17 protein-coding genes and 1 rRNA gene are annotated in these 22,736 nt (G+C 38.7%); 7 read left to right on the forward strand and 11 right to left on the reverse strand.

The features are described from left to right. Nucleotides 1-55 precede the first annotated feature (55 nt). Together ACT3CD_RS02830 and ACT3CD_RS02835 are read left to right on the forward strand one after the other, a co-directional pair. Complete coding sequence (locus tag ACT3CD_RS02830; RefSeq protein WP_444642739.1) at nt 56-2,098, forward strand: putative porin; 2,043 nt, start codon at nt 56-58, stop codon at nt 2,096-2,098. A 198-nt stretch (nt 2,099-2,296) separates the two neighbouring features. Next, entirely contained in the window at nt 2,297-3,718 is a 1,422-nt protein-coding gene (locus ACT3CD_RS02835) for a transporter substrate-binding domain-containing protein (RefSeq protein WP_444642741.1), read from the forward strand. Here the strand turns inward: ACT3CD_RS02835 and ACT3CD_RS02840 are convergent. The 3 genes from ACT3CD_RS02840 to ACT3CD_RS02850 form a co-directional block, all read right to left on the reverse strand. Continuing rightward, a complete protein-coding gene (locus ACT3CD_RS02840; protein WP_444642743.1) occupies nt 3,669-4,352 on the reverse strand; it encodes an NUDIX hydrolase in 684 nt (227 codons plus the stop codon). The two genes, ACT3CD_RS02835 and ACT3CD_RS02840, sit on opposite strands and share 50 nt — an antisense overlap. Before the next feature lie 823 nt (nt 4,353-5,175). Continuing rightward, nucleotides 5,176-6,420 (reverse strand): ABC transporter permease, encoded by a 1,245-nt coding sequence (locus ACT3CD_RS02845; protein ID WP_444642745.1) that lies wholly within the window; start codon nt 6,418-6,420, stop codon nt 5,176-5,178. 88 nt (nt 6,421-6,508) lie between these two features. Continuing rightward, the gene (locus tag ACT3CD_RS02850; RefSeq protein ID WP_444642747.1) at nt 6,509-6,850 is read right to left on the reverse strand and encodes a DUF190 domain-containing protein; all 342 of its coding nucleotides are present in this window, start codon (nt 6,848-6,850) and stop codon (nt 6,509-6,511) included. 221 nt (nt 6,851-7,071) lie between these two features. On the opposite strand from ACT3CD_RS02850, the gene ACT3CD_RS02855 reads away from it, so the two are divergent. Then, on the forward strand, nt 7,072-9,228 hold the full coding sequence (locus ACT3CD_RS02855) for an elongation factor G (RefSeq protein WP_444642749.1): 2,157 nt from the start codon (nt 7,072-7,074) through the stop codon (nt 9,226-9,228). A gap of 210 nt (nt 9,229-9,438) precedes the next feature. Here the strand turns inward: ACT3CD_RS02855 and ACT3CD_RS02860 are convergent, their stop codons facing one another. Next, nucleotides 9,439-10,371 (reverse strand): NYN domain-containing protein, encoded by a 933-nt coding sequence (locus ACT3CD_RS02860; protein ID WP_444642751.1) that lies wholly within the window; start codon nt 10,369-10,371, stop codon nt 9,439-9,441. A 292-nt stretch (nt 10,372-10,663) separates the two neighbouring features. Here ACT3CD_RS02860 and ACT3CD_RS02865 point away from each other — a divergent pair, with 292 nt between their 5' ends. Next, nucleotides 10,664-11,053 carry an SRPBCC domain-containing protein gene (locus ACT3CD_RS02865; RefSeq protein WP_444642753.1) on the forward strand — a complete coding sequence of 130 codons (390 nt, stop codon included), beginning with the start codon at nt 10,664-10,666 and terminating at the stop codon, nt 11,051-11,053. 217 nt (nt 11,054-11,270) lie between these two features. Here ACT3CD_RS02865 and nadC read toward each other — a convergent pair whose 3' ends face one another. Next, on the reverse strand, nt 11,271-12,113 hold the full coding sequence (nadC, locus tag ACT3CD_RS02870) for a carboxylating nicotinate-nucleotide diphosphorylase (RefSeq protein WP_444642755.1): 843 nt from the start codon (nt 12,111-12,113) through the stop codon (nt 11,271-11,273). Then, complete coding sequence (locus ACT3CD_RS02875; RefSeq protein ID WP_444642757.1) at nt 12,106-12,516, reverse strand: DUF4783 domain-containing protein; 411 nt, start codon at nt 12,514-12,516, stop codon at nt 12,106-12,108. Before ACT3CD_RS02875 ends, nadC begins: the two co-directional genes overlap by 8 nt. A 327-nt stretch (nt 12,517-12,843) precedes the next feature. Between ACT3CD_RS02875 and rlmH the strand changes: the two genes are divergently transcribed. Beyond that, nucleotides 12,844-13,317, forward strand: coding sequence for a 23S rRNA (pseudouridine(1915)-N(3))-methyltransferase RlmH (rlmH, locus tag ACT3CD_RS02880; protein ID WP_444642759.1), 474 nt, complete (start codon nt 12,844-12,846; stop codon nt 13,315-13,317). 343 nt (nt 13,318-13,660) lie between these two features. Continuing rightward, a complete protein-coding gene (locus tag ACT3CD_RS02885) occupies nt 13,661-17,374 on the forward strand; it encodes an ATP-binding protein (protein ID WP_444642761.1) in 3,714 nt (1,237 codons plus the stop codon). Here the strand turns inward: ACT3CD_RS02885 and ACT3CD_RS02890 are convergent. The 5 genes from ACT3CD_RS02890 to era all read right to left on the reverse strand — a co-directional run bounded on the left by ACT3CD_RS02890 (nt 17,350) and on the right by era (nt 21,996). Further along, entirely contained in the window at nt 17,350-17,742 is a 393-nt protein-coding gene (locus tag ACT3CD_RS02890; protein ID WP_444642763.1) for a hypothetical protein, read from the reverse strand. The genes ACT3CD_RS02885 and ACT3CD_RS02890 overlap by 25 nt on opposite strands. Before the next feature lie 50 nt (nt 17,743-17,792). Beyond that, on the reverse strand, nt 17,793-18,368 hold the full coding sequence (locus tag ACT3CD_RS02895; RefSeq protein WP_444642765.1) for a response regulator transcription factor: 576 nt from the start codon (nt 18,366-18,368) through the stop codon (nt 17,793-17,795). 194 nt (nt 18,369-18,562) lie between these two features. After that, nucleotides 18,563-19,300: a hemerythrin domain-containing protein gene (locus ACT3CD_RS02900; protein ID WP_444642767.1), complete on the reverse strand. Its 738-nt coding sequence runs from the start codon at nt 19,298-19,300 to the stop codon at nt 18,563-18,565. 465 nt (nt 19,301-19,765) lie between these two features. Further along, the gene (der, locus tag ACT3CD_RS02905) at nt 19,766-21,079 is read right to left on the reverse strand and encodes a ribosome biogenesis GTPase Der (RefSeq protein WP_444642769.1); all 1,314 of its coding nucleotides are present in this window, start codon (nt 21,077-21,079) and stop codon (nt 19,766-19,768) included. Between the two features lie 32 nt (nt 21,080-21,111). Then, entirely contained in the window at nt 21,112-21,996 is an 885-nt protein-coding gene (gene era, locus ACT3CD_RS02910; RefSeq protein WP_444642770.1) for a GTPase Era, read from the reverse strand. Nucleotides 21,997-22,580: 584 nt separating this feature from the next. Here era and ACT3CD_RS02915 point away from each other — a divergent pair. Continuing rightward, a 16S ribosomal RNA gene (locus ACT3CD_RS02915) occupies nt 22,581-22,736 on the forward strand; the annotation flags it as partial.

Here is a 22,736-nt window from a genome sequence, read left to right on the forward strand (position 1 = left end):
ATCAGTGGCAGAGATTGTGCTTTGTAAACCGGATTTTTCAATATCTTTGCGTGGCATGAAAATACTATTCTTCAGCATAGCATTGTTATTGGTTTTTCAGGTTGGAGGTAAAGCCCAGATTTCTCTGCAACGTGATGCTTCCGCGCAGAATAAGTCGCGGGGAGGCGGGCTGTCAGCTAACCAGACTGGAAACGAGGAGGGGCAGCCATCTGCCCCTGTTGTTGCTATTAAGCATGTGGTTAAAAATTGGCGGGTCACAAATTCTGGTTCTCTGGTCGATAGTGTTGAAGTAGATACGTTATCGCTGGGGTTTCAGGTTTATAGACCTGTGTCGCGTATTGCGCTGGCTAATGTTCAGCTCGGTAATATCGGCGCTGCATGGCAGCCGGCTATGGTTTCATTGCTCCCTGTTTATAATAAATTTTTGTTTAGCAGAAGTCTTTCCGATAATTTTTCGACACCTGATACATGGAAGTATTATAATACCCGAACGCCTTATACCAATATTTATTACCAGTACAGTCCACCCAAAAGACGTTCGGAGGAGGTGGTGAAGGTGTTGTTCACTCAAAATGTGAATAAGAACTGGAATGTCGGATTTAATTATGATTTAATTTCTTCCATCGGGAAATATGAGGCACAACAGGTTGATAATCGCCATTTCCGTTTTTTTTCGTCTTATTCAGGTGAAAAATATTCTATACTTGGCGATTATGTGTATAATAAGACCGATCACTTGGAGAATGGCGGTATTATTGATGAAAGTTATATTTGGAACCCCAATGAAAAGGACGTGGATATGAATGAAGATATTCCTGTCAATTTTCTTAATGCCTCTAACCGGATTGATAACCATCAACTTTATCTGAATCAAACATTCGATATTGGTCATGTGGTGGTGGGACGTAACGATAGTACAATCGATAAAATGCCGCTTGGAACGGCCATCCATAGTTTTCATTTAAGTCGGTATCGTCGGATTTATGCTGTTGAGGATTTTAGTACTTATGCCACTAATTCGTTTGAAGATTTTTATTATCCTAATATCTATAACGATTCTACAGCTACCCGCGATTCAGTTTATTATACTTCCGTCGAAAATACATTTCAACTTCGTTTTAATGAAGAGGCAAATTCTTTGTTGCGTTTTGGACTTAGGGCTTTTATAACCAATGAAGTAGAACTGTTTAAATATCCGGGAGTTCCGGTTACTAAAGGGACGTTGTCTGTTCCTCCCGAATACATAATGAATGATACTGTTTTGACCACGACTTTGTTAGGTGGCCAGATTTTTAAAAATGTGGGTCGTAATTTTAAATGGAATGCAGGTGCGCGAATTTATTTTCAAGGGTATAGAGCCGGCGATAGCGAACTCACCGGCACATTGTCTTCATCCTTCCGTATAGGAAAGGATACAGCAGGGATTTATGCTTCTGGCGGTGCCTATTTGGTTACCCCGGATTTTTTTACTGAGCGTTACTATTCCAATCATTTTATTTGGAATAATCGTTTTGATCAAGTTCAGACTTTACGTGTGGGGGGAGGCATTGATGTGCCAACGCGCCGTTTAAAGTTGTCCGCTGAAACAAGAAGCATTAATAAGTATGTGTTTTGGAATCAGGAAGCCTTACCTGAGCAAACGGATGAGTTTATACAAGTTGCGGAAATTCAATTGTATAAGCATTTTCAACTTTGGAATCTGCACAGCCGTAATACGGTCATTTACCAGCTGACCAATCACGATGATATTTTACCGCTTCCTGAATGGACAATTTATAGTTCCAACTATTTTCAGAATACTTTATTCAAAGTTTTATTTTTTCAGATTGGCTTCGATCTTCGATATAATACAGACTGGTATACCCCTGCATATATGCCGGCAACCGGGCAGTTTTATGCGCAACGTGAACGTAAAGTAGGTGACTATCCAATGGTCGATGCGTTTCTTAATTTACATTTGAAACGCGCTCGTATATTCTTTAAAATGGACCATGTGAACGAAGGGTATCCTTCGAGCCGCGATTATTTTCATACGATTTACTACCCCATGAACCCCCGGGGATTTCATTTTGGTGTTTCCTGGAATTTCTATGATTGATAGGGTTTTATAGCGCTTATATGCATTTTTGATTTCCACTTCTATCTTCTTTTTTTATATATTTACTTTTTTATCAATTCCTTGCAAAAAAGAAGTTGATTAGTAATGATTTAGGTTTGGTCTGGATTTTGATTGACCCGATAAGACATTAACTTAAATGCTTTTAATGCGTATTAGTTTTTATTAAAGAGGATGGATATGAAATTATTTTTACCATTGCTATATGTTTTATTGATGTTTGCCGGATGCCGATCAAGCGTTGATAAAAAAAATACTTCAACGGAAAGCGAAATTGTTGTTCCCGACCTTAAGCAGATAAAGAAGTCAGGCGTTATTCGTGTGGTTACCAATTATAATTCTACCAATTATTTTGTGTATAAAGGCCAACCCATGGGATATCAGTATGAGTTACTTCAGCAATTTGCCAATTTTATGGATATTAAACTGGAAGTGTCAGTGAGCAATGATCTGGATGCTAATTTTATTGATCTTCAGAACGGACAGTTAGATATAATCGCCAGTAGTTTAGCTGTAACCAGAGAAAGCGAAGAAATGGTGGCTTTTACCGAGCCTCATAGTTATAGTCGGCAGGTTTTGATTCAGCAGGCATACTCAATTGGGAAGGACGGAAAACCTTTATCTGCACCCAATGAGTTGATACGTAATCAGCTTGATTTGGCAGGTAAAAGTATTTATGTTCAAAAAGGGTCGGCTTTTGTACAACGTTTGCGTAGTTTGGCAAACGAAATTGGCGATAGTATCGATATTGTTGAGATTCCTGATTACGAAGTTGAGCAGTTGATTGAGTTAGTGGCTGCCGGTGAAATACCATATACCGTTTGTGATGAAAATCTGGCGCGTGTTAATCTTAATTTTTATCCTAATATAGATGTTGAAACGGCCGTTAGTTTTCCCCAAAAGCAGGCCTGGGCTGTAAACAAAGGTGCGCCCGAATTGCTTAGTGCCATTAACAATTGGATGGTCAGTTTTAAAAAAACGGCGCGTTATGAACGCATTTATCAGAAATATTTTTTGAACAAGCGTTCCATTCATATTGTCGATGCTGGCTTTCATTCCATTAAAGGCGGACAGGTATCGGTGTATGATGATATCATTAAACGTGAAAGTGAAAAGCTCGATTGGGATTGGCGACTTATTGCTTCTATTATTTATCAGGAATCACGTTTTATTCCGGATGCCGAAAGTTGGGCGGGTGCCAAAGGTTTAATGCAGTTAATGCCCGAAACAGCCGAGCGGTTTGGCGTTTCTTCGATTAATTCGCCGGATGAAAATATTCAAGGAGGAATTCAGTTGTTGCAATGGTTGGATGAGCGTATGAAATTGAGAGTTGAAGATCCGAATGAGCGTATAAAATTTGTGTTAGCCTCATACAACGTTGGTATTGGACACGTTTTGGATGCCATGTTGCTGGCCGAAAAATACGGGAAGGACCCTGCAATATGGGACGATAATGTGGATTTTTTTATTCTTAATAAATCTAATCCGAAATATTACAATGATCCACTCGTAAAATTTGGTTATTGCCGGGGCGAAGAACCTTATCACTACGTCAGAGAGATTCTGGAGAGGTATAATCATTATAAGAATGTAATGAATTAGCCCATTGGGGCATGTTTTCTCTAAAAATTATATTTAATTCATTCATAATCATGGCTGTAGCACCCCATAATGTGTGTCCGTTCCAGTTAAAGCAGGGGGCTACAACTTTCCGGTTGTTGATATTCATTTCCAATATTTTTGGATGGTCAGCACCGTGGAAAAGAGCAGGAACCGGAATCTCCAAAATTTCTGATACTTCGTATGGGCATGGATGGAAATTGGGGCGATACGGAAGATAGCCTATATACGGATGAACCAGAAAATTGCTGTTTGGGATATAAAGATTTGTCAGACTACCTAAAAACTGAATTTTATCGGTTTTTATGCCTAATTCTTCACGTGTTTCGCGTAATGCTGTTTCCCACGAATTGGTATCGCTGGTTTCGTATTTGCCGCCTGGTAAACTGACCTGCCCTCCATGAACTCCCTTGTAATCGGGTCTTTGTATGAACGGAATGGTCCATCTTTTTTGTTTGGGATATAATAGAATTAAGACACTGCTGTCTCGCGCACTGGCCGGATCGGGTGTGCCAGATCCAGTGTACCTGACTGAAGGAGCCATCATAAGATGAGCCTTTTCGCCAGGGAGGGGACGCTGTAATGCTTTTATTAATGAATATTTCCAGCCTATCATAATTTTGGTCTGTCATTGTTATTATAGAGCCAGCATGAAAACGTTATTTTTTTGTTACGCTCGTGCTCAAGAGGGACATTTTATTAGTAAAATTATTTTTTCAATCTTTACAAGCCTCCAGAATGAAGTTTATTTATAACCAATAGAGATTTTTTACAAGTACTATATAGATGAAAATTTCTGTATTCCTTTTTAAAAATAAGTAATTTTTGTGGGTTTTAAGCTATTTGGCATATCTGTTTGAGTTCAGATTCAATAAAAAAACCATCATTCACGTTTGAACGATGGCTTTTTTTATCCCATTACTAATCTAAACCAATTAGTATATTATAAAAAGCGTGCCAAAGATGATAATAGTCACCTTGAGTTTTGAAAGTTTATTTTTGGAGCTTAAGATCAGGGATTTTCATTTTATTTTGTTGCTTTATCTCTCTTTTATTTTGTCCGAATATGAACAATTTCTGTTCACTTCTGAGAAACGTTAGAGCCTGTCGGTAAAGTTTAAATTTTACGTTACGCTTGTCCTTAAAATGGTCATTTTGACCAGTAAACTTACAATCTTCGGGTTGTGTAAGCTTTGAATTTGAGTTTTATAGACAAACGCCCGATTGCATGATAGAATTGAGGGTGCATATTATATTTTTTTTAAGCATTTGTTGACTTCTTTGGCATTATATATTCTGTGCTTTTTTTAGGGTAGGCGATTTTAAGATCTAACTGCCCGCTTATTAGCCATTGCGACCAATTAACCGGAAATTAGATACTGCTTCCATGTCTCCTCTCAGTTATCGACTAATCGTTGCCAATATTAGGCGACGAAGTTTTAATCAAATTGAATGGCTTTCACCGGCGATATGCGGGCAGCCAAATAGGAAGGCCCTACCATCATTAGCAGCACGGCTGCAACTGCTCCGGCATTAAGGAGTAGCAGATCTATGGGCGATAGTAGAATGGGTACTGCATCCAGAAAATAGTTGTCGGGGTCGAGTTGTAAAAAATGTGTTTGCTGTTGTAGCATCGAGAGGCCTATCCCAATTATGTTCCCAATTATTAAACCCCGTGTGGCTATTTTGATGGCTAACACCAGAAAAATCTTTCTTAATGGCCAGTCGGCCATGCCTATTGATTTTAAAACCCCTATCATGTTGGTTCGTTCCAGAATTAATATGAGCAGACCCGATACCATATTAAAACCGGCGACCATTAAAATTAGGCTAATAATAACCGCAATGTTTGTGTCGAGCAGGTCAAGCCATCCAAAAATTTGGGGCTGGGTTTGTCGAATGGTTTGTGCGCGTAGCAATGACCCGTCGGGCGAAATGTAGGCGGCTGTTTTATCGTAAACGGCATCGCCGATCTTTTCCATACGGTCAAAATTATCTATAACAATTTCATAGCCTGCAATCTGATTTTTTGCCCAATTATTGAGTCGTTGTACATGTCTGTAATCCGCTATCACATATAGTTTATCCAGATCAGGCAGACGACTGTTGTATATTCCACTGACAGTAAAGCGACGAACCCTGATTTGGTCTTCGAAGAAATACATCAGAACGGGATCGCCTACTTTTATGGTTAATTGGTTGGCTAATACTTCAGAGATGAGGATGTCATTGGTAACTGTTACTGCATTTGTTTGCGGTAATTGCCCTTTTTTTAACACAGATTTCAAAAATGTGGTGTCATAATCACTGGATATGCCCTTTAATATAATACCCTGCATTTCTTCACCCGTTTTTATCAAACCTGGTTTGGTGGCAAATTTTTGGATGTTTCGTACACCTGGAATTGTCATTAGTTGATTTGTCAGGCTGGAGTCGCTTATTATTGGGTTGGCCTCATAACTTAGGTTAAAGTCGTAATTTACAATTTGAATGTGCCCTGAAAAGCCAGCAAGTTTTTCTCTAATTTCTTTTTTAAAACCTTTTCCAATGGCGATCGATAGGATCATTACCGCCATCCCTAGCGCAATGCCTGCAATGGCTATTTTTATTACCGGACCTGCAAATCTGCGCCCCGATACTCCTCCAGAGCTAATTCTTGATGCAATGAAATATTCCGTTTTCAAGGTCTTTTCTTTTTTTACAAAGGTAAAAAAAAGAACCAGCCTCAAAAGCAGATTATTTTATTCTGTCGCTAGTGCAATTAGTTTCTGTTTATCGGTTGTATCTATATACTTCTATCTCACTAAAGGTCATAAAGCCTGTCGTTTCAGCCTTGTCTATCAGGCGGCTGGCAATTTCAGCAAAATCGTGAAGCCGTTCTTTGATGTCCACCATTTCAAGAATAATTGGATGCCCTGTGCTGAGTGAAAATACTTTTACACTTTCTCTGAGGTTATTAGAACCATAACTCATAATGCCTTTGGTTACCGTAACACCCGATATTCGGTATTTTTTGGCTGCAAATACGATTGCTTCGTATAGTGGACGTTGATATATGATGGATTCCTCATTGATAATTATTTTGAGCTGAACGGCATTTTCGGTCAATTTCATAGTCGTCGCTTTAATATGGATAATTTGTACAAATTATGAATAAGCATTCACAATTTCAAGGTAAGTTTTGTTAATGGGTGTATTAAAAAACCAAAATATTCTATAATAAGTTTGTCAGAGCTTTGCTTGTATCTTATTCAAATATTATTAATTTTGGGGTATACCCTTTTTTATAATCCTTTTGTATCTACAAATTATTAACCTTTTTAAACAAATGTATCATGAAGGAATATTTGTCTGATCAGATAAAAAACCTCTCTTTGTTGGGGAGTAGCGGTTCGGGTAAAACCACCCTGGCCGAAGCAATGCTCTTTGAGGGCGGGGTTATTAGCCGGAGAGGCGATGTTAACAGCAAAAATACGGTGTCTGATTATAACCGGGTGGAACAGGAATATGGCTACTCGGTTTTTTCGTCGGTATTATTTACTGAGTATCTGGGTAAAAAACTTAATATTATTGACTGTCCGGGATCCGATGATTTTATCAATGGCGCGATTACTTCGCTAAATGTGACCGATACTGCTTTGATGGTTGTTAATGCAACGCAAGGCGTGGAAGTGGGTACTGAAAATATTTTCCGTTACACCGATAATTATAATAAACCCGTTATCCTTGTGGTCAATCAGTTAGATCATGAGAAGGCCAATTTTGAGATGACTGTTGAAAGTATTTCTGAGGCTTTTGGAAATAAAGCCGTGATTGTCCAATACCCTGTGAATGTTGGGCCTGGTTTTGACGCGTTGGTTGACGTATTGAAAATGAAATATTATAAATGGGGACCCGATGGTGGAGAACCTACAATTACCGATATTCCCGACAGTGAGAAGTCCAAGGCTGATGAGTTGCATAATGCATTGATTGAAGCAGCTGCAGAGAATGACGAGGGGTTGATGGAACTTTTTTTTGAGAAAGGATCGTTGGATGAGGAAGAGATGCGTAGGGGGATTCGTAAAGGGCTTGTGGCTCGGGACATGTTCCCTATCTTTTGCGTGTCGGCCCAGAAGGATATGGGAATTCGCCGCTTGATGGAGTTTTTGGGCAACGTGGTTCCATTGGTGTCACAAATGCCTAAGCCTAAAACATCTAAAGGAGAAGAAGTGTCTTGCGATGTTAATGGCCCTGCTTCAATTTTTATTTTTAAAACCAGTATTGAACCACATCTCGGCGAAGTGAGCTATTTCAAGGTGATGTCTGGCAAAGTAGCCGAAGGCATGGATCTTGTTAATATGAATCGTGAAGCAAAGGAACGGCTTTCTCAGTTATATTGCGTGGCCGGCAGTAACCGTCATAAAGTTGCTACTTTGTTGGCTGGCGATATTGGCGCAACTGTTAAGTTGAAAGAAACGAAAACTAATCATACTTTAAATATTAAAGGCTGCGATTATGTTTTTGACCCGATTGCTTATCCAAATCCTAAATACAGAGTGGCTGTTAAGCCTCTTAGTGAGGGTGAGGAAGAGAAATTGGGTGAGATACTGACGCGCATGCACGAGGAAGATCCAACTATTATTGTAGAGTATTCTAAAGAGTTGAAGCAGATCATTGTTCATGGGCAAGGCGAATTTCATCTTAACACCATGAAGTGGCGTCTGGAAAATAATGATAAGCTGGCTATCGATTTTATAGAGCCTAAAATACCTTATCGCGAAACGATTACACGGCAGGCGCGGGCCGATTATCGACATAAAAAGCAGTCGGGGGGCGCCGGTCAGTTTGGAGAGGTGCATATGATCATTGAGCCTTATGTTGAAGGGATGCCTGCTCCTACAATGTATAAATTTGATGGGCAGGAATTTAAGGTGAGTGTGCGTGGTACAGAGGAAATTGATTTGCCGTGGGGCGGGAAATTGGTTTTTCATAATTGTATTGTTGGCGGATCCATCGATAGCCGTTTTATGCCAGCTATATTGAAAGGTATTATGGAGAAGATGGAAGAAGGCCCTTTAACAGGCTCTTATGCCCGTGATATTCGTGTTTGTGTATATGACGGGAAGATGCACCCGGTAGATTCAAACGAAATATCATTTAAATTGGCGGGACGTAATGCTTTTAGATCAGCTTTTAAAGACGCCGCTCCAAAAATTCTTGAACCGGTTTATGACGTTGAAGTGCGTGTGCCTTCTGATCGGATGGGCGATGTTATGAGTGACCTGCAGGGGCGACGCGCCATTATTGAAGGCATGAACAGCGAAAAAGGCTTTGAAGTGATTAAAGCAAAAGTGCCGCTTAAAGAAATGAATAAATATTCAACCTCATTGAGTTCAATAACAGGAGGACGCGCTTTTTACAGCATGAAGTTTGCTAAGTATGATAAAATTCCGCCTGAAATTCAGGAGAAATTATTGTCTGCCTATGATGATGATTCAAAAGAGGAATAGGCTGTTTTTTTTATTTAAAAAAATTCGCCTCTGTAGGGAAATAAAGATGCTTGATAAGAATTGTTTAAGTTAAGGTTTGCGAAGTTCTGAAAATCTAAGTTTACTGGTGTAAATCATCATTTTGAGGATCAGAGTAACGCAGAAGTTGGTATTTCCTTGCATGCACTAATTATAAAGAGGGCATCCAATTAGGATGTCCTCTTTTAATTTTTATTCAACCAGTTCTACATCAATTGCAACGTCATCACCTTTTTCGTTGCGGGCAATTTTAAAACGAACGGTGTCGCCGGTTTGCAAATCTGAAAAATCACTTCCGTTGACACTTTGAAAATGGAAAAACAGATTTGTGGGTGGAAATTTTATAAATCCATATCCCGATTTTAGCGATAAAATGGTGCTTTCGTGCACGTCTTCATTTCCAAAATCAACTGGAACGGCGTCTTTGTGAACTGATGTATGTGTCTCTTTGGGGACAAATAATGAGTCAATTAAATATTTATCACGGCTTTCTTTTCGATTGATAAATTGATCCATCGAAATAGGGTACGTAACGACGTCCTGTAAATCCTGCGATGTTTTGGTCACCCTTTGATTGCCGTAATCATCTTTGAATTCAAATTCCCATGATAGCAACATTACCCGCGTTCCTAACGTGTTTAGTTTGCGAACCAGCGGTACGTAGTTGCCATCGGAAGCAATTAAAACCAGGATGTCAAATTTCTTGTACAGCGACATCTCAAATGCTTCCAAAGCCATCCACACATCTACATTGCTATCCTGACGTTGGCCGTTAATTGATTTTACCGGAAAATAATGGGTGGTAACACCTTCCGACATCAAAATATCGTCAAAGACTCTTTCGTAATAAAGCTGATTGCCTTTTTGACTGGCCTCCATGGCATTTAACCGACCTCTAAAATAGTGCGCATCAACAATCTGACAATGATTGAATGCGTTTTCTGAACCATCAAATTCAGCAGCCTTCTGCCTGATAAAATTGTGCAACCCTGCAATGCTTATTCTACTTTGACGCTCATGCACATAATTGTAATAGTTACTTACATGATAAAAATAGTTGCCGTCGTAAAAAACACCAATGCGCGTCAATTTTTGAATACTCTCCCTTTCTAAACTTTTAACCATAATGAATTTAATGTTTTAATTTTTCATTCACGTTTGAATGAAATTTCCCTTAATAATAATTTAAAATGTAGTAAAATACTTAGGTTAAGATAGGTAGGGTTTAGTGATTTGATTTTTTTGAATGTAGTAAACAATTTTTTTTTTGATAAATGAAATGGTTTTTAAGGCAGTGCAAAATTACAAACAATTGTGGACTAATAAGGAAGATATGAGTGGAAAATTATCCCTGAAGAAAAAGTTGTTAACTTTATACCTTGATTTTTGATTTCAACTGTAAATTTAAGAATGCTTCATGGGACTAAGAAATTTTAAAACACGGATAAAAATAAAAGCCGAGCCGGTTGACGTGTTTGCTGCCTTTACCAATCCTTTTGCGATTGAACTTTGGTCGGGTTATGCGGCCGTGATGCCCGCCGAAGCAGGTGGCGAATTTTCAATGTGGGATGGCGATATTGAAGGTCGGGTTTTGGAGCTGATTCCTGAATCGAAAATTGTGCAGGAATGGTATTTTGGCGATCAGGACGAGCCTTCCGTTGTTACAATTAAAATATTTCCTCAAGGAACTTCTACGCAAGTCGATTTATTGCATACCAATATCCCGGATGACGCTTTTGATGATATTTCGGAGGGATGGACGAATTATTTTTTGGGGGCTATAAAGGAGTTTCTGGAAGTGGATTGATGATTGAAATTAAAATTTGGACTTGTTAATGATGGTAAGTAAGTGTGTTGTTGTGGTAACTTTTATTTGCTATATCACTTTTATTGCTGGAAAAAACAGACGACAAATGTAATATTGCAGTCGTATGACGATCAAAATATTAAAGCGGAGAGCTTTGTTATTGGCTCCCCGCTTTTTTTCTTCCGTAATAGAAATATCTTTTTATTGTATGTTGTTTCTATAGAGCTTTAAGGCTTAAGTCAAGACTTTTTATTTGATGTGTTAAGGCGCCTACTGAAATGAAGTCAACACCGGTTTCGGCATAGTCGCGCAAAGTGTCGATGGTAATGCCTCCGGACGATTCAATTTCGTATTGACCGTTGATTAGTTCTACTGCTTTTCTGCTGGTGGGAATGTCGAAGTTATCGAGCATGATCCGTTGAATTCCGCCTACGCGCAGTACTTCATTCAGTTCATCCATGTTACGAACTTCAATCTCTATTTTTAGATCTTTCCCTTTATTAGCAAGGTATTTTTTAACAGAAAGGATGGCTTTTTCTATTCCCCCGGCAAAGTCAATATGGTTGTCTTTCAGCATTATCATATCGAACAGCCCCATTCGATGATTTTCACCGCCACCAATTTTTACAGCAGCCTTCTCAAGCATCCGCATGCCTGGCGTAGTTTTACGGGTGTCAAGAACTTTGGTATTTAAACCTTCTAATTGTTTCACGTATTCATTGGTTTGTGTGGCAATACCGCTCATTCTTTGCATCACATTTAACACCAAACGTTCGGTTTTTAAAAGTGTGTGCACACTTCCCTCAACGGTGAAAGCAATGTCGCCAGGTTTAATTTTGGTACCATCTGCCAGAAATTGTTCTATTTTGATGTCGGGTTCTACCTGTTTAAAAATTGTTTGCGCAACTTCAACGCCTGCCAATATTCCTGATTCTTTAACCAGTAATTGAACTTTGCCTGTGGCACTGGCAGGAATACACGATAATGATGAGTGGTCGCCGTCGCCTATATCTTCCCGTAAAGCGTTTTCTATAAATTCTTTGAGTAAGTGTTTATTCATCCTGTAATTCTATTCTTAATTGGTGAATTAATGTTTTGCTGTTTTCGGTTTTTGCCAAAAATAAAATTCGAAATTGGCCTTTCGAATGGGTGTATTTCCCAATGGCAAAGGTAGCATTTTCCCGGATTCCCTGATGGATTATCTGAAACGAGACAGGGGGATAGCTGCTAAAGAATTTTTTCATCATGAATTGGGCTTGTTCCTTGCTGTATACACCTGAATTGGACGGTAAGACCAATTCAATTTTTGAATTGAAAAATTCGGCTAACTTAAAGGCATCGCCGTCGCGTGTGGCTTGTAAAATTTCGTTAGGTAAGGTTCCTGTTGACTGTGCCTGTAATGTACAGGCTGCCGTCACACAGAAAATCCCTATTATTACAGAGATTTTTAGATGTTTCATCATTTAATAAGTTTTGGTAAGAAACTGCTTTCTTACTGTTTATTGAAAGATAAAATTACAAAAACCAAACCACTAATTTGGTTGTACGTTGGCTTTTTTGATTTTTAACTACATCTTTGAACGTTAAAATAGCACTCTTGCGGCCGTTTGGAATAATAACAAAGAAGGTTTAATCGTTTCTGTCCATAGAGAAGGGCGCTTTATATACAAAGTGCAAATTTAAGGGTTTAGAATTGAAAATAGTTGAGATCACCGGCATCTATAGCCATTTTTAGGTTAAGCATAACGCCGAAGCTGACTTTTTTTGTGGTACAAAATAATGACTGAAAAATGAAAACGCATCTTATAATGATTGGTCGTACGGATGACGCATGGCTCAAAACCGGCATTTCGGTGTATGTAAACCGGATTTTACGATATATACCATTCCAATTTACAGTGGTTCCGGATGTTAAAAATGGCAAGAGCCTGCCGTTACAAGTTTTGAAGGAGAAAGAAGGCGAAGCTTTGTTGAAGTTATTTACGCCCGGTGATATGGTTGTCCTTTTGGATGAAAAGGGAAAACATTTTGCTTCGCGCGAGTTGGCTTCTTTTATGGAAAGACAAATGTTGTCGGGGGTAAAAAATCTGTTTTTTGTTATTGGTGGTGCCTATGGATTTTCGGATGCTGTATATCAGCGCGCGGGTGCAAAAATGAGCCTATCAAGAATGACGTTTTCTCATCAAATGGTTCGGCTTATTTTCGCAGAGCAACTTTACCGGGCCATGACTATTATAAATAATGAGCCTTATCATCACGACTAAATTGGTTGTTGTCAGCAATAAAGACATTTTTTTTATTATTCTTGGTTTTAAACGGGTTATTGACGGCCGACGCCTTCCCCTTTTTTTAGACTTTGAAAAGAAACAGCTCGAAGAAAGGTGTAAATACCAATTAAATTGAGACATGAAATTTTTTCCCGATTTATTAAATCAGATTATTTAGAAATGGAAATGACAACAATGTAGATTTCTTATTTGCAGCACGGGTTTTCGGGCAGGTACGATATTGTCTGGAGTCGTGATTTTTTTGGGGGAGAAGTTTTTGCATAGCGTTTTAATCATTTCTGCACGTTTCTTGTTATTTTGCGATTAAATCCTGAATTATATGTCGCAGTATAAAAAAATAGCTTTTCTTTTTTTAAGTCTCTTTCTTCTTTTTTTATTAGCAGGGACGGTGCTTTATCATTTTGGGGATCAAAATCCGCAACGCACTTTTTCAGCACAGAAATTAGAGAGTAGGATTCAAAAGGACCGGGATGAAATGAAAACTCTGTTAGAGAGTTTTGATTTGTCGGCATACACCTCACATGAAAAATTATGGGCTGGATTGGACTCTTTTAAGTCGGGTGATTATGATATTCTTATATTTCAGGGGTTTGAGCTGGTGGCCTGGAATAATCAGTTATTACCCGTAGAAGGAATAAACCCGCAGTATTTTCGTCATTCGTTGGTGCGTTTGGATAATGGTTGGTATCTCACTGTTTCAATTCAGTCGAACGATGTACTGATGGTGGCTTTTAGTTTGCTTAAAAGTGAATATCATTACCAAAATGCGTTTCTGCAGGATGGGTTTCCCCAAAAATATGGATTAGATGCTTCAGTTAGCATCGACAGGCAGCAACGTCCTGATGACGTCCCTGTGTTCGATGAAAACGGAAATTTTCTTTTTGGATTAACGCCGAATAATACCATTTCTCAGAATTCAAATGTCTTGAGCCTCTCTACGGTGATGTGGTTATTGGCTTTGATTTGTTTGTGGGTTTGTTTGTTTGTGGGTTTGCTTAGCTTAAAAGGCAGTCGGTGGATCAATCTTTTTTGGTTGCTTGCTGCTGGTCTCTTTACCTGGCTGTTTTATTATTTTATGTGGAAGAGATCGCTTCTGGTTAATGTATATCCCGATTTTTTTTCTCCGGCGAATTTTGCGGCTTCTTCTTTTTTGCCATCGTTGGGGCATCTGGTTTTGTACGTTCTGCTATTAGTCACCATTTCTTTTTGGTTTTTTAGGTTTTATAAGTTTCCGGATAATTTTTATAGTATTCATTTTAACCGTTTTAGGCGAGTGTCTGCCTTGGTTTTTTTTCTGGCAATATTGTTGTTGATACTTATATATATCAATAAGCTGTTTTATTTATTGGTAACGCATTCATCAGGAACGGTTGTTGTTACGAAAGTTGTTGATATTAATTGGGTTGCACTTGTTCGAATGTCTATTTTTGGTGGGTTACTGCTGTCATTTGAATTGATTTATGAGCGGGTTGTTGTTCTGTTTCTACCTCTTTTTTCACGCAAACAATTATTGCTTATTATTGTCCTGATGGCGGCATTGTTTGGGGTGATGTTTAAAGGCCCGGGCGTGGGCGAAAGCGATTGGATTTTCGTTTTATTTGTGGTGTTGGGTGCTATTTTGGTTTACGCCCGTCGTCGCTCCAATTATTCGCATCTATCAACATCTTATTTATGGATTGCTGGCTTGTTTGCTATCTATACAGGTGCTACTCTACTTGACCAATCCATCCGAAAAGAGGAATCCAATCGGGAATTGCTGATCGAAAATCTGGCTTTTCAGTTGCAACGCGATGAGGATCCAGTGGCTGAAGTGTATCTGGCAGAGATAGAGAAACAGCTGGCAAATGATGTGACGCTTATTCGGATGCTGGCTCAACCTGATTTGGATACCGATGCGATTCGAAATCACCTCGTTAAATATTATTTTTATGGGTATTGGGGGCGTTACGATTTGCAAGTGATTCCTTGTTGGCCCAAAGGCGACGTTTATTTACAGGAGACCGATGAGGTGAAAAACTGTTATTCTTATTTTTACCAGATGGTTGAATCATTGGGCTATAAGATTGCTGGTAGCAAGCATTTTCATTATTTGAATAATAACAATGGAAGTGTGTCATTTTTTGGCATTTTTCGCTTTTTCCCCGATGATCCGCAAAAGGAGACATCTCTTTTTATTGAGTTGCATTCCAAACCTTTTTTTGAAGGAACCGGGTACCCTGAATTATTGGTGAATAGCAGGGAACAGGCCCGAATGAAATTGTTTGAAGACTATTCGTATGCAAAATATGTGAATGGTAAATTGGTGAAGCGATCGGGTGCTTATAGTTATAAAAGTGATCTGAACTTGTATAGTAAAGCTTTACACGGGAAGGTATTTGTTCAGGAGCACGGTTACTCCCATTTAGTGTATAAGCCAACCGATAATTTTGCAGTGGTATTAAGCCGTAAGGATTATTCTGTTGGCGATGTTTTTATGGCTTTTTCTATTTTCTTTATTTTCTTTTTTGTATTAGGGGGAACGGGACTCTTTTTTGGGCAGTGGCGACGTAAAGGGTTTAGTTTGAAGATTTCTATTCAGAAAAGAATTCAACTGGCTTTTGTCTTTTTAATGCTTCTGATGTTAGTGGTAGTGGCTGCCGGTACGGTGTTTTATACGGTGCACCAGTTTGAACGAAAGCATCTTGAGTTGCTTGAAAATAAAATTCAATCGGTTCTGCTGGAGTTAGAGTACAAGGTGGGCTTTGACGGTCCGGAAACATATCTTCCCGAGGAGTATTTTAACTATCAGCTTCAGATGTTATCCAATGTTTTTAATTGCGATATTAACCTCTTTGGTGTTGATGGGAAGCTGGTGGGGACGTCACGGCCCGAGATTTATCGTCACGGACTCTCTGGTATCCAGATGAACCCGTCGGCATATTATCAGTTGGCCTATACCGAAGCCGAGCATTATCTCGATAAAGAACGCATTGGCGGAATGGATTATTTGTCTTTTTATGTGCCTTTTTTAAATAGTGAAAATAGATTGGCGGGATTTGTGAATTTACCTTATTTTGTGGGTAATAACGAATTAGAAGATGAAATCTCGTCTGTCATTGTTACCATCATTAATTTTTATCTTGTGTTTTCGTTCCTGGTGATTGGTTTTGCTGTTTTTTTGGCCCGACAAATTACACGTCCGTTGCTAATGCTTCAAAATAAAATTTCCAAAGTGAAATTGGGTCATCTTAATGAGAAAATTGATTATCGTAAGGAAGATGAAATTGGTGAGCTGGTGATAGAATATAACCGAATGGTGGATGAGTTAGCGGTGAGTGCTGAGAAATTGGCTAAAGGGGAACGTGAATTGGCGTGGCGTGAAATGGCTAAACAGATAGCACATGAAATTAAGAACCCTTTGACGCCGATGAAACTTAATATTCAATATCTTCAGCGCGCCTGGAACGATCAAACAACTGATTTTGGCGATTATCTTAAAAGGGTCACAAATTCGTTGATTGAACAGATTAATTCATTGTCGACCATCGCTTCCGAGTTTAGTCAGTTTGCTCAGATGCCGTCTGCTAAAGCTGAGAAGGTTAATGTGGTAGAAAAGATTAAGAACACGATTGATCTGTACGCCGGAACCGATGGTGTTGAGTTATCTTTTACGTGTCATACTCCTTCAAAAGTAATGGTTAAAGCAGATGGAGAGCAACTCTTGCGGGTATTTAATAATTTGATTAAAAATGCCATCCAGGCTGCCCGACCTGGAATTGCAATTAAGGTAGATGTTGAAGTGCAGTTGGTTTCTGATAATGTTTGTGTGATTGTCCGGGATAATGGAAGAGGCGTTACGGAAGAAATAAGAGATAAACTTTTTGTCCCCAGCTTTACCACAAAAAGCGGCGGAATGGGGCTTGGTCTCGCTATTGTTCGACGTATTGTCGAAAATGCCGGAGGCGATATAAAGTATGAGCCCAATAGCGATGGGGGGGCTGTTTTTATCGTCGAGTTACCTGTGGTTAATTATTCATCGGCTTCTGACGAGTAAATAACTGTTGTTTGTGCCCAGATATCAGCCAATCGTTGCCCTTTGTGATACAGAAACCAAAAGTCGATGATGTTCAATCCGGGAATTAACATGACTAAACCTCGTATTATCGATTTTTCAGGATAGTTCACCAACGACTCTTGTTTTGGAAGTGTGATGACCTTTAGATGGAGCAATCGTTTTCCAAAGCTTTGCCCTTTTAAAAATGGCAGCGAGTCGCGGGTAAGATGGTATATTATCCCTAGCAGCCATCCGATTCTGGGAAACAGACATAAAATTGCCACAATAATTATATCGATGATAGCTGCAATGATGCGTTCAGTTAAAGGCATCGTAAATACAGGTTTAACAGGTTCTGTGTTTTGCATTTGCGTTATTGAGTATTTGGCGTTAAAGATAGAAAGATTCACCTTTGCTTTTACGAGAGATCTTCCATTTTTATTAATCCATTTAATATCGCATATACGGTTAATCCCGACACACTTTTTATTTGTAGTTTACGTGTAATGTTTTTCCGGTGTGAGATGACTGTGTGTGTGCTGATAAATAGTTTTGAGGCAATTTCTTTGTTGGTCAGGCCTAGTGCTACGTTTTCAAGTATCAGTTTCTCACGGGGCGTTAGTTCTTCTGAGTTTTCATATTCCAACTCTCCTTCTGCCGGTTTTATGCAGGCGGTTAGTTTTTCTATAATAGTTAGCTTCGAATCAAGAGCTGATATTTGATTTTGGGGTGAGCCCGAAGGCAAAGGTGTGTTAATAAGATGAATTACTTGTGTTGAGGCCGGGATGCTTTTTTTTAACTCTTTTTCATCGTGTATAGCCGCTATTGAAGTGTTGATGATGAGAAGATCCGGCGAATGATGTTCCAGCATTTCTGATAATCCCAGATGAGTACCAAGTACTTCTATTCCTGTCACCTCCGGGAATTGTCCAAGGATGTCCGTTAAACCTTTTCGAATGAGATAGGATGGTTCTGCTATCAGTACTTTTAACATTTTTGCTTTTTGTTAGTTAGTGCTAGCCCTAAAACTTTTGCTGACTAGTTAGTGCCTGTCCGTAAAGTCGGGAGTTTGACTAGAAAGTTCAAAATCAAGGCTTGCGCAGCTCGTGAAATGTGAGTTTACTGGTGTAAATGATCATTTTGAGAGCAAGCGTAACGCCGAAGTTGGCCTTTACAGACAGACTCTGGTTACAGCGCCTGGAATTTTATGTATAACTCTTTTTCCTTTTGCTGAACAATGGGAATCAAAACATTATCTTCCAACAGGGTGTGATCTCTTAAGTCTTTTCCTAACCGATAGAGTTCCAGCAATAAATTTGAAAACTGACAATTACTCGATAGTGGTGGAATATGTTTTAATAAGAGACTCTGCAGGTCATAAACTTTCTCATCTAAATCACTGTGATTTTCCATATACCAATCAATGGAATAACCCTTGTATTTTTTTCGGAAAGTTTCAATTGGCATTTTGCCTTCCAGCGTTGCCGTCAGGTCTATTGTATAAGGAAATGTCTTAACTTCTTCTTCTTCAATGTGCGCCGCAAATTCTTGGATGTATTCTCTGAAAAATTGAATCATGAGCTGTGCCGATCTGTCGGGCAGATCGGAATAGTTCTCTAATTGTTCAATCTCTTTTTCTATCCTTGGAATCTGGTAATTGAGATAACATTTATGCGTATTTCTCAAATAGGTTATTAACCATGTTGGTGATTGTTGTATTAACTGTTCCTGGGGAAAGTAATCTCTATCATTAAACCATTGGGCTAAATGAAGAAAAGAGTCTACCTCTATGTTATTTTCTTTGCAAACAGTTGCAATGGTTTTATCCTTAAACCCGTACGGTATTTGTAATCGTTGGATCACTGCTATTATCTCGAAGTTCATTGTCACGAGATCCGATAGTTTCATGTTGGCATGAATTCTCATAATAGGCATTTTATTTAGAATGTGTAAAAATAGTGTTTTTTTAGCAATAATTTTATGATTTTCGATATTAATACTTTTTTAAGATTCCCCCCAATTTTAACCTTGTTATAGCTGAATTTAAGATTCCCCAAAACTTGATTTTTTTTGTTTTTTCGTTGTCTGGATTGCAGTTGTCGCAACGAAAATAGCAGATATAAATAGTCCTTGTCCATAAAGTTAGGAAGTCAGGAGATTGAGCTGTAAAGTTCAAATTCAAGATTTTTTCAGCCCGTAAAATGGTCATTAATATGGCAGATGATATTTTCCAACCGTTTTTTTGATTGCAGGTTGAAATTGGGTAAAGCAAAAAAAAATGACTGTGTTTATAGTAAGTCTATAGCCACAGTCATTTTAGATGTAAAGTCATCTGCTTGAGTTAATCATTGGTCTCCAATTAATGAAAAATGGGAATTGGCGGGTATCGCATTATTTTTTTCGCATGAAGACATTGAATGGAACGCCCGAGAAATCCCATCTCCCTCTTATTTTATTTTCCAAAAAGCGTTTGTAGGGCTCTTTTACGTACTGCGGCAAGTTGCAGAAAAAGGCAAATGACGGCGGAAAGGTCGGCAATTGTGTGATGAATTTTATTTTGATATATTTTCCTTTGTTAGCCGGTGGTGGATTACTGGCGATAAGAGGCAACAAAAATTCATTTAATTGTGACGTCGCTATTTTTCGTTTGCGATTTTCATTGACTCTGACCGCTTCTTCAATGACCTTAAATATTCGTTGTTTTGCGGTGGTTGACGTAAATACAATCGGGTAATCGGTATATGGTGCTGTTTTTGATCGTATGTCGGCTTCAAAAGTTTTAACTGTATTATTGTCCTTTTCTATCAGATCCCATTTGTTTACCACTATTACAACCCCTTTTCGGTTTTTCTCAATCAGACTGAATATTTTTTGATCCTGACCTTCCATCCCACGGGTTGCATCTATCATTAGAATACATACGTCGGAATCTTCAATGGCACGAATGGCGCGCATAACTGAATAAAATTCAAGATCTTCGTTTACTTTGCTTTTCTTCCTGATTCCGGCAGTATCAACCAGTAAGAAATCGTGCCCAAATTTGTTATAGCGGGTGTGAATACTGTCTCTTGTGGTTCCCGAAATAGCCGTTACAATATTACGTTCTTCGCCAATTAAAGCGTTGGCGATAGATGATTTTCCCGCATTTGGTCGTCCTACAATAGCAAATCGTGGTAAATTTTTGGTTTCTTCATCTTCATCTTTGATTTTATTGGGAAGCTCTTTAACCAGTGCATCCAACAAATCGCCAGTTCCGGCTCCGTTAATCGATGAAATGGGAAATACCTGCTCCAGACCCAACGCATAAAAATAGGATGACTCAGGTTCCCGATCGTGTGTATCCACTTTGTTAACTACCACATATGCTCTTTTATTTGAGCGACGGATGATTTCGGCCACCGCTTCGTCATAATCAGTTATGCCTGTTGTTACATCTACTACAAACAGTAAAAAATCGGCTTCCTGAATGGCTATTTCAATTTGGTCTTTGATTGCTGCTTCAAATACATCATCTGAGTTAACCGCGTATCCACCTGTGTCGATGATAGAGAACTCTTTACCGTTCCATTCTGTTTTTCCGTATAGTCGGTCGCGGGTAACACCACTTGTTTCATCAACGATGGCATGCCGTTTTCCTGTCAGTCTGTTAAACAAGGTCGATTTGCCTACATTGGGCCTGCCTACTATTGCCACTATATTTCCCATTTCTGTTTTTCTTTTCTGATATTATTACTGTATTATTTCTGGTCGTATCCAAAATTTTTCAAGAAGTTGTCTTTGTCACGCCAATCTTTGGATACTTTTACAAACAGGCGTAGAAATATTTTTTTACCTAAAAAGGTTTCAAGGTCTTTTCTTGCTGCGGTTCCCAGTTTTTTTAAGGCTTTTCCTTGATGACCAATTATTATGCCTTTTTGTGAATCACGTACTACATGAATGATGGCATTTATGTCAGTGCGGTGTTGCCCTTCTTTAAATTCATCTACTTCAACTTCTACCGAATAGGGGATTTCTTTTTGGTAGTATAATAGAATTTTTTCTCTGATAATTTCCGACACAAAAAAACGCATCGGTTTGTCAGTTAATGCATCTTTTTCAAAATAAGGTGGCGATTCTGGGATTAATTCTAGAATTCGGTTGTATAAGTTTTCAATATTAAATTTGTGCTGGGCTGATATTGGATATATTTCGGCATCGGGTAAAAGTGTTTTCCATGTTTCTATCAATTTTTCCAGCTGTTCCTGCGTTGATAGGTCTACTTTATTTATAACGAGTAATAGTGGTACATTTGATTTGCTTACATCTTTTATGAAATCCTCATTTTTGCCAGGTGTCTCTACGGTGTCTGTTATAAATAATATGAGGTCTGCATCGACTAATGCGGACTTGCTAAACTTCAACATCGATTCCTGAAGTTTATAATTGGGCTGTAGAACGCCTGGAGTATCCGAAAATACAATCTGGTAATCGTCCTTATTTACGATGCCTAGTATTTTATGTCTTGTGGTTTGTGCCTTGGATGTTATAATGGAAAGTCGTTCTCCGACTAACAGATTGGAGAGTGTCGATTTTCCAACATTGGGATTCCCTACTATGCTTACAAAACCTGATTTATACGCCATACACTATATTTGTTTTTAATTTTTGAGGTCACAAAGGTACGACAAAACATGATTATTCGGTATTTTTTGCCGGAAAGTTGGTAGAATCATCTCTCCTCATAAATTCTGTGATTCAGCGACATCACATTTTTTTTAAAAAAAGGAGGGGCGAATATTTGGAAAGAAAGAAAAAAAGCTGTTGTTTTGCACCCGCTTTCCGAACGAGGGGTAGCTTTACAAAAGGGTTTACGAGTCGTATTTTTACTGTTATATAAAGACAGTATAAGTACAAAAAATAGATTCTGAAGTAAGACAAAAGGTAATGAAAAAAAAGATTTCAAATTTTGAAAAAAAGATTTGGAATAAAGGAATAAAAAGCGTTATCTTTGCAGCCGCTTTCCTAGACAGACCGAAGGGTCAGAAGGATTAGGAAAGGAAAAAGATCTTTGAAAATATTGATGCAATACCAAAAATCAAGGTAAGAAAAATTAAGAGTACATCCCGAAGATTAACTTTGAGTAGCCACAGGAAATTAGGTCGAAAGGCCGAATTTAGTTGTTTGAAGATTATTAATTAGAAAACAGCTAGGTTCAAAAAACTTTTATACAACGAAGAGTTTGATCCTGGCTCAGGATGAACGCTAGCGACAGGCCTAACACATGCAAGTCGAGGGGTAACAGGGGCTTCGGCCCGCTGACGACCGGCGCACGGGTGAGTAACGCGTATGCAACCTGCCTGTAACAAGGGGATAGCTCCCTGAA

Origin of the sequence: Geofilum sp. OHC36d9, assembly GCF_052400685.1 — a bacterium.
In the GTDB taxonomy this organism is placed as follows: Bacteria; Bacteroidota; Bacteroidia; order Bacteroidales; family Marinilabiliaceae; genus CAZHHH01.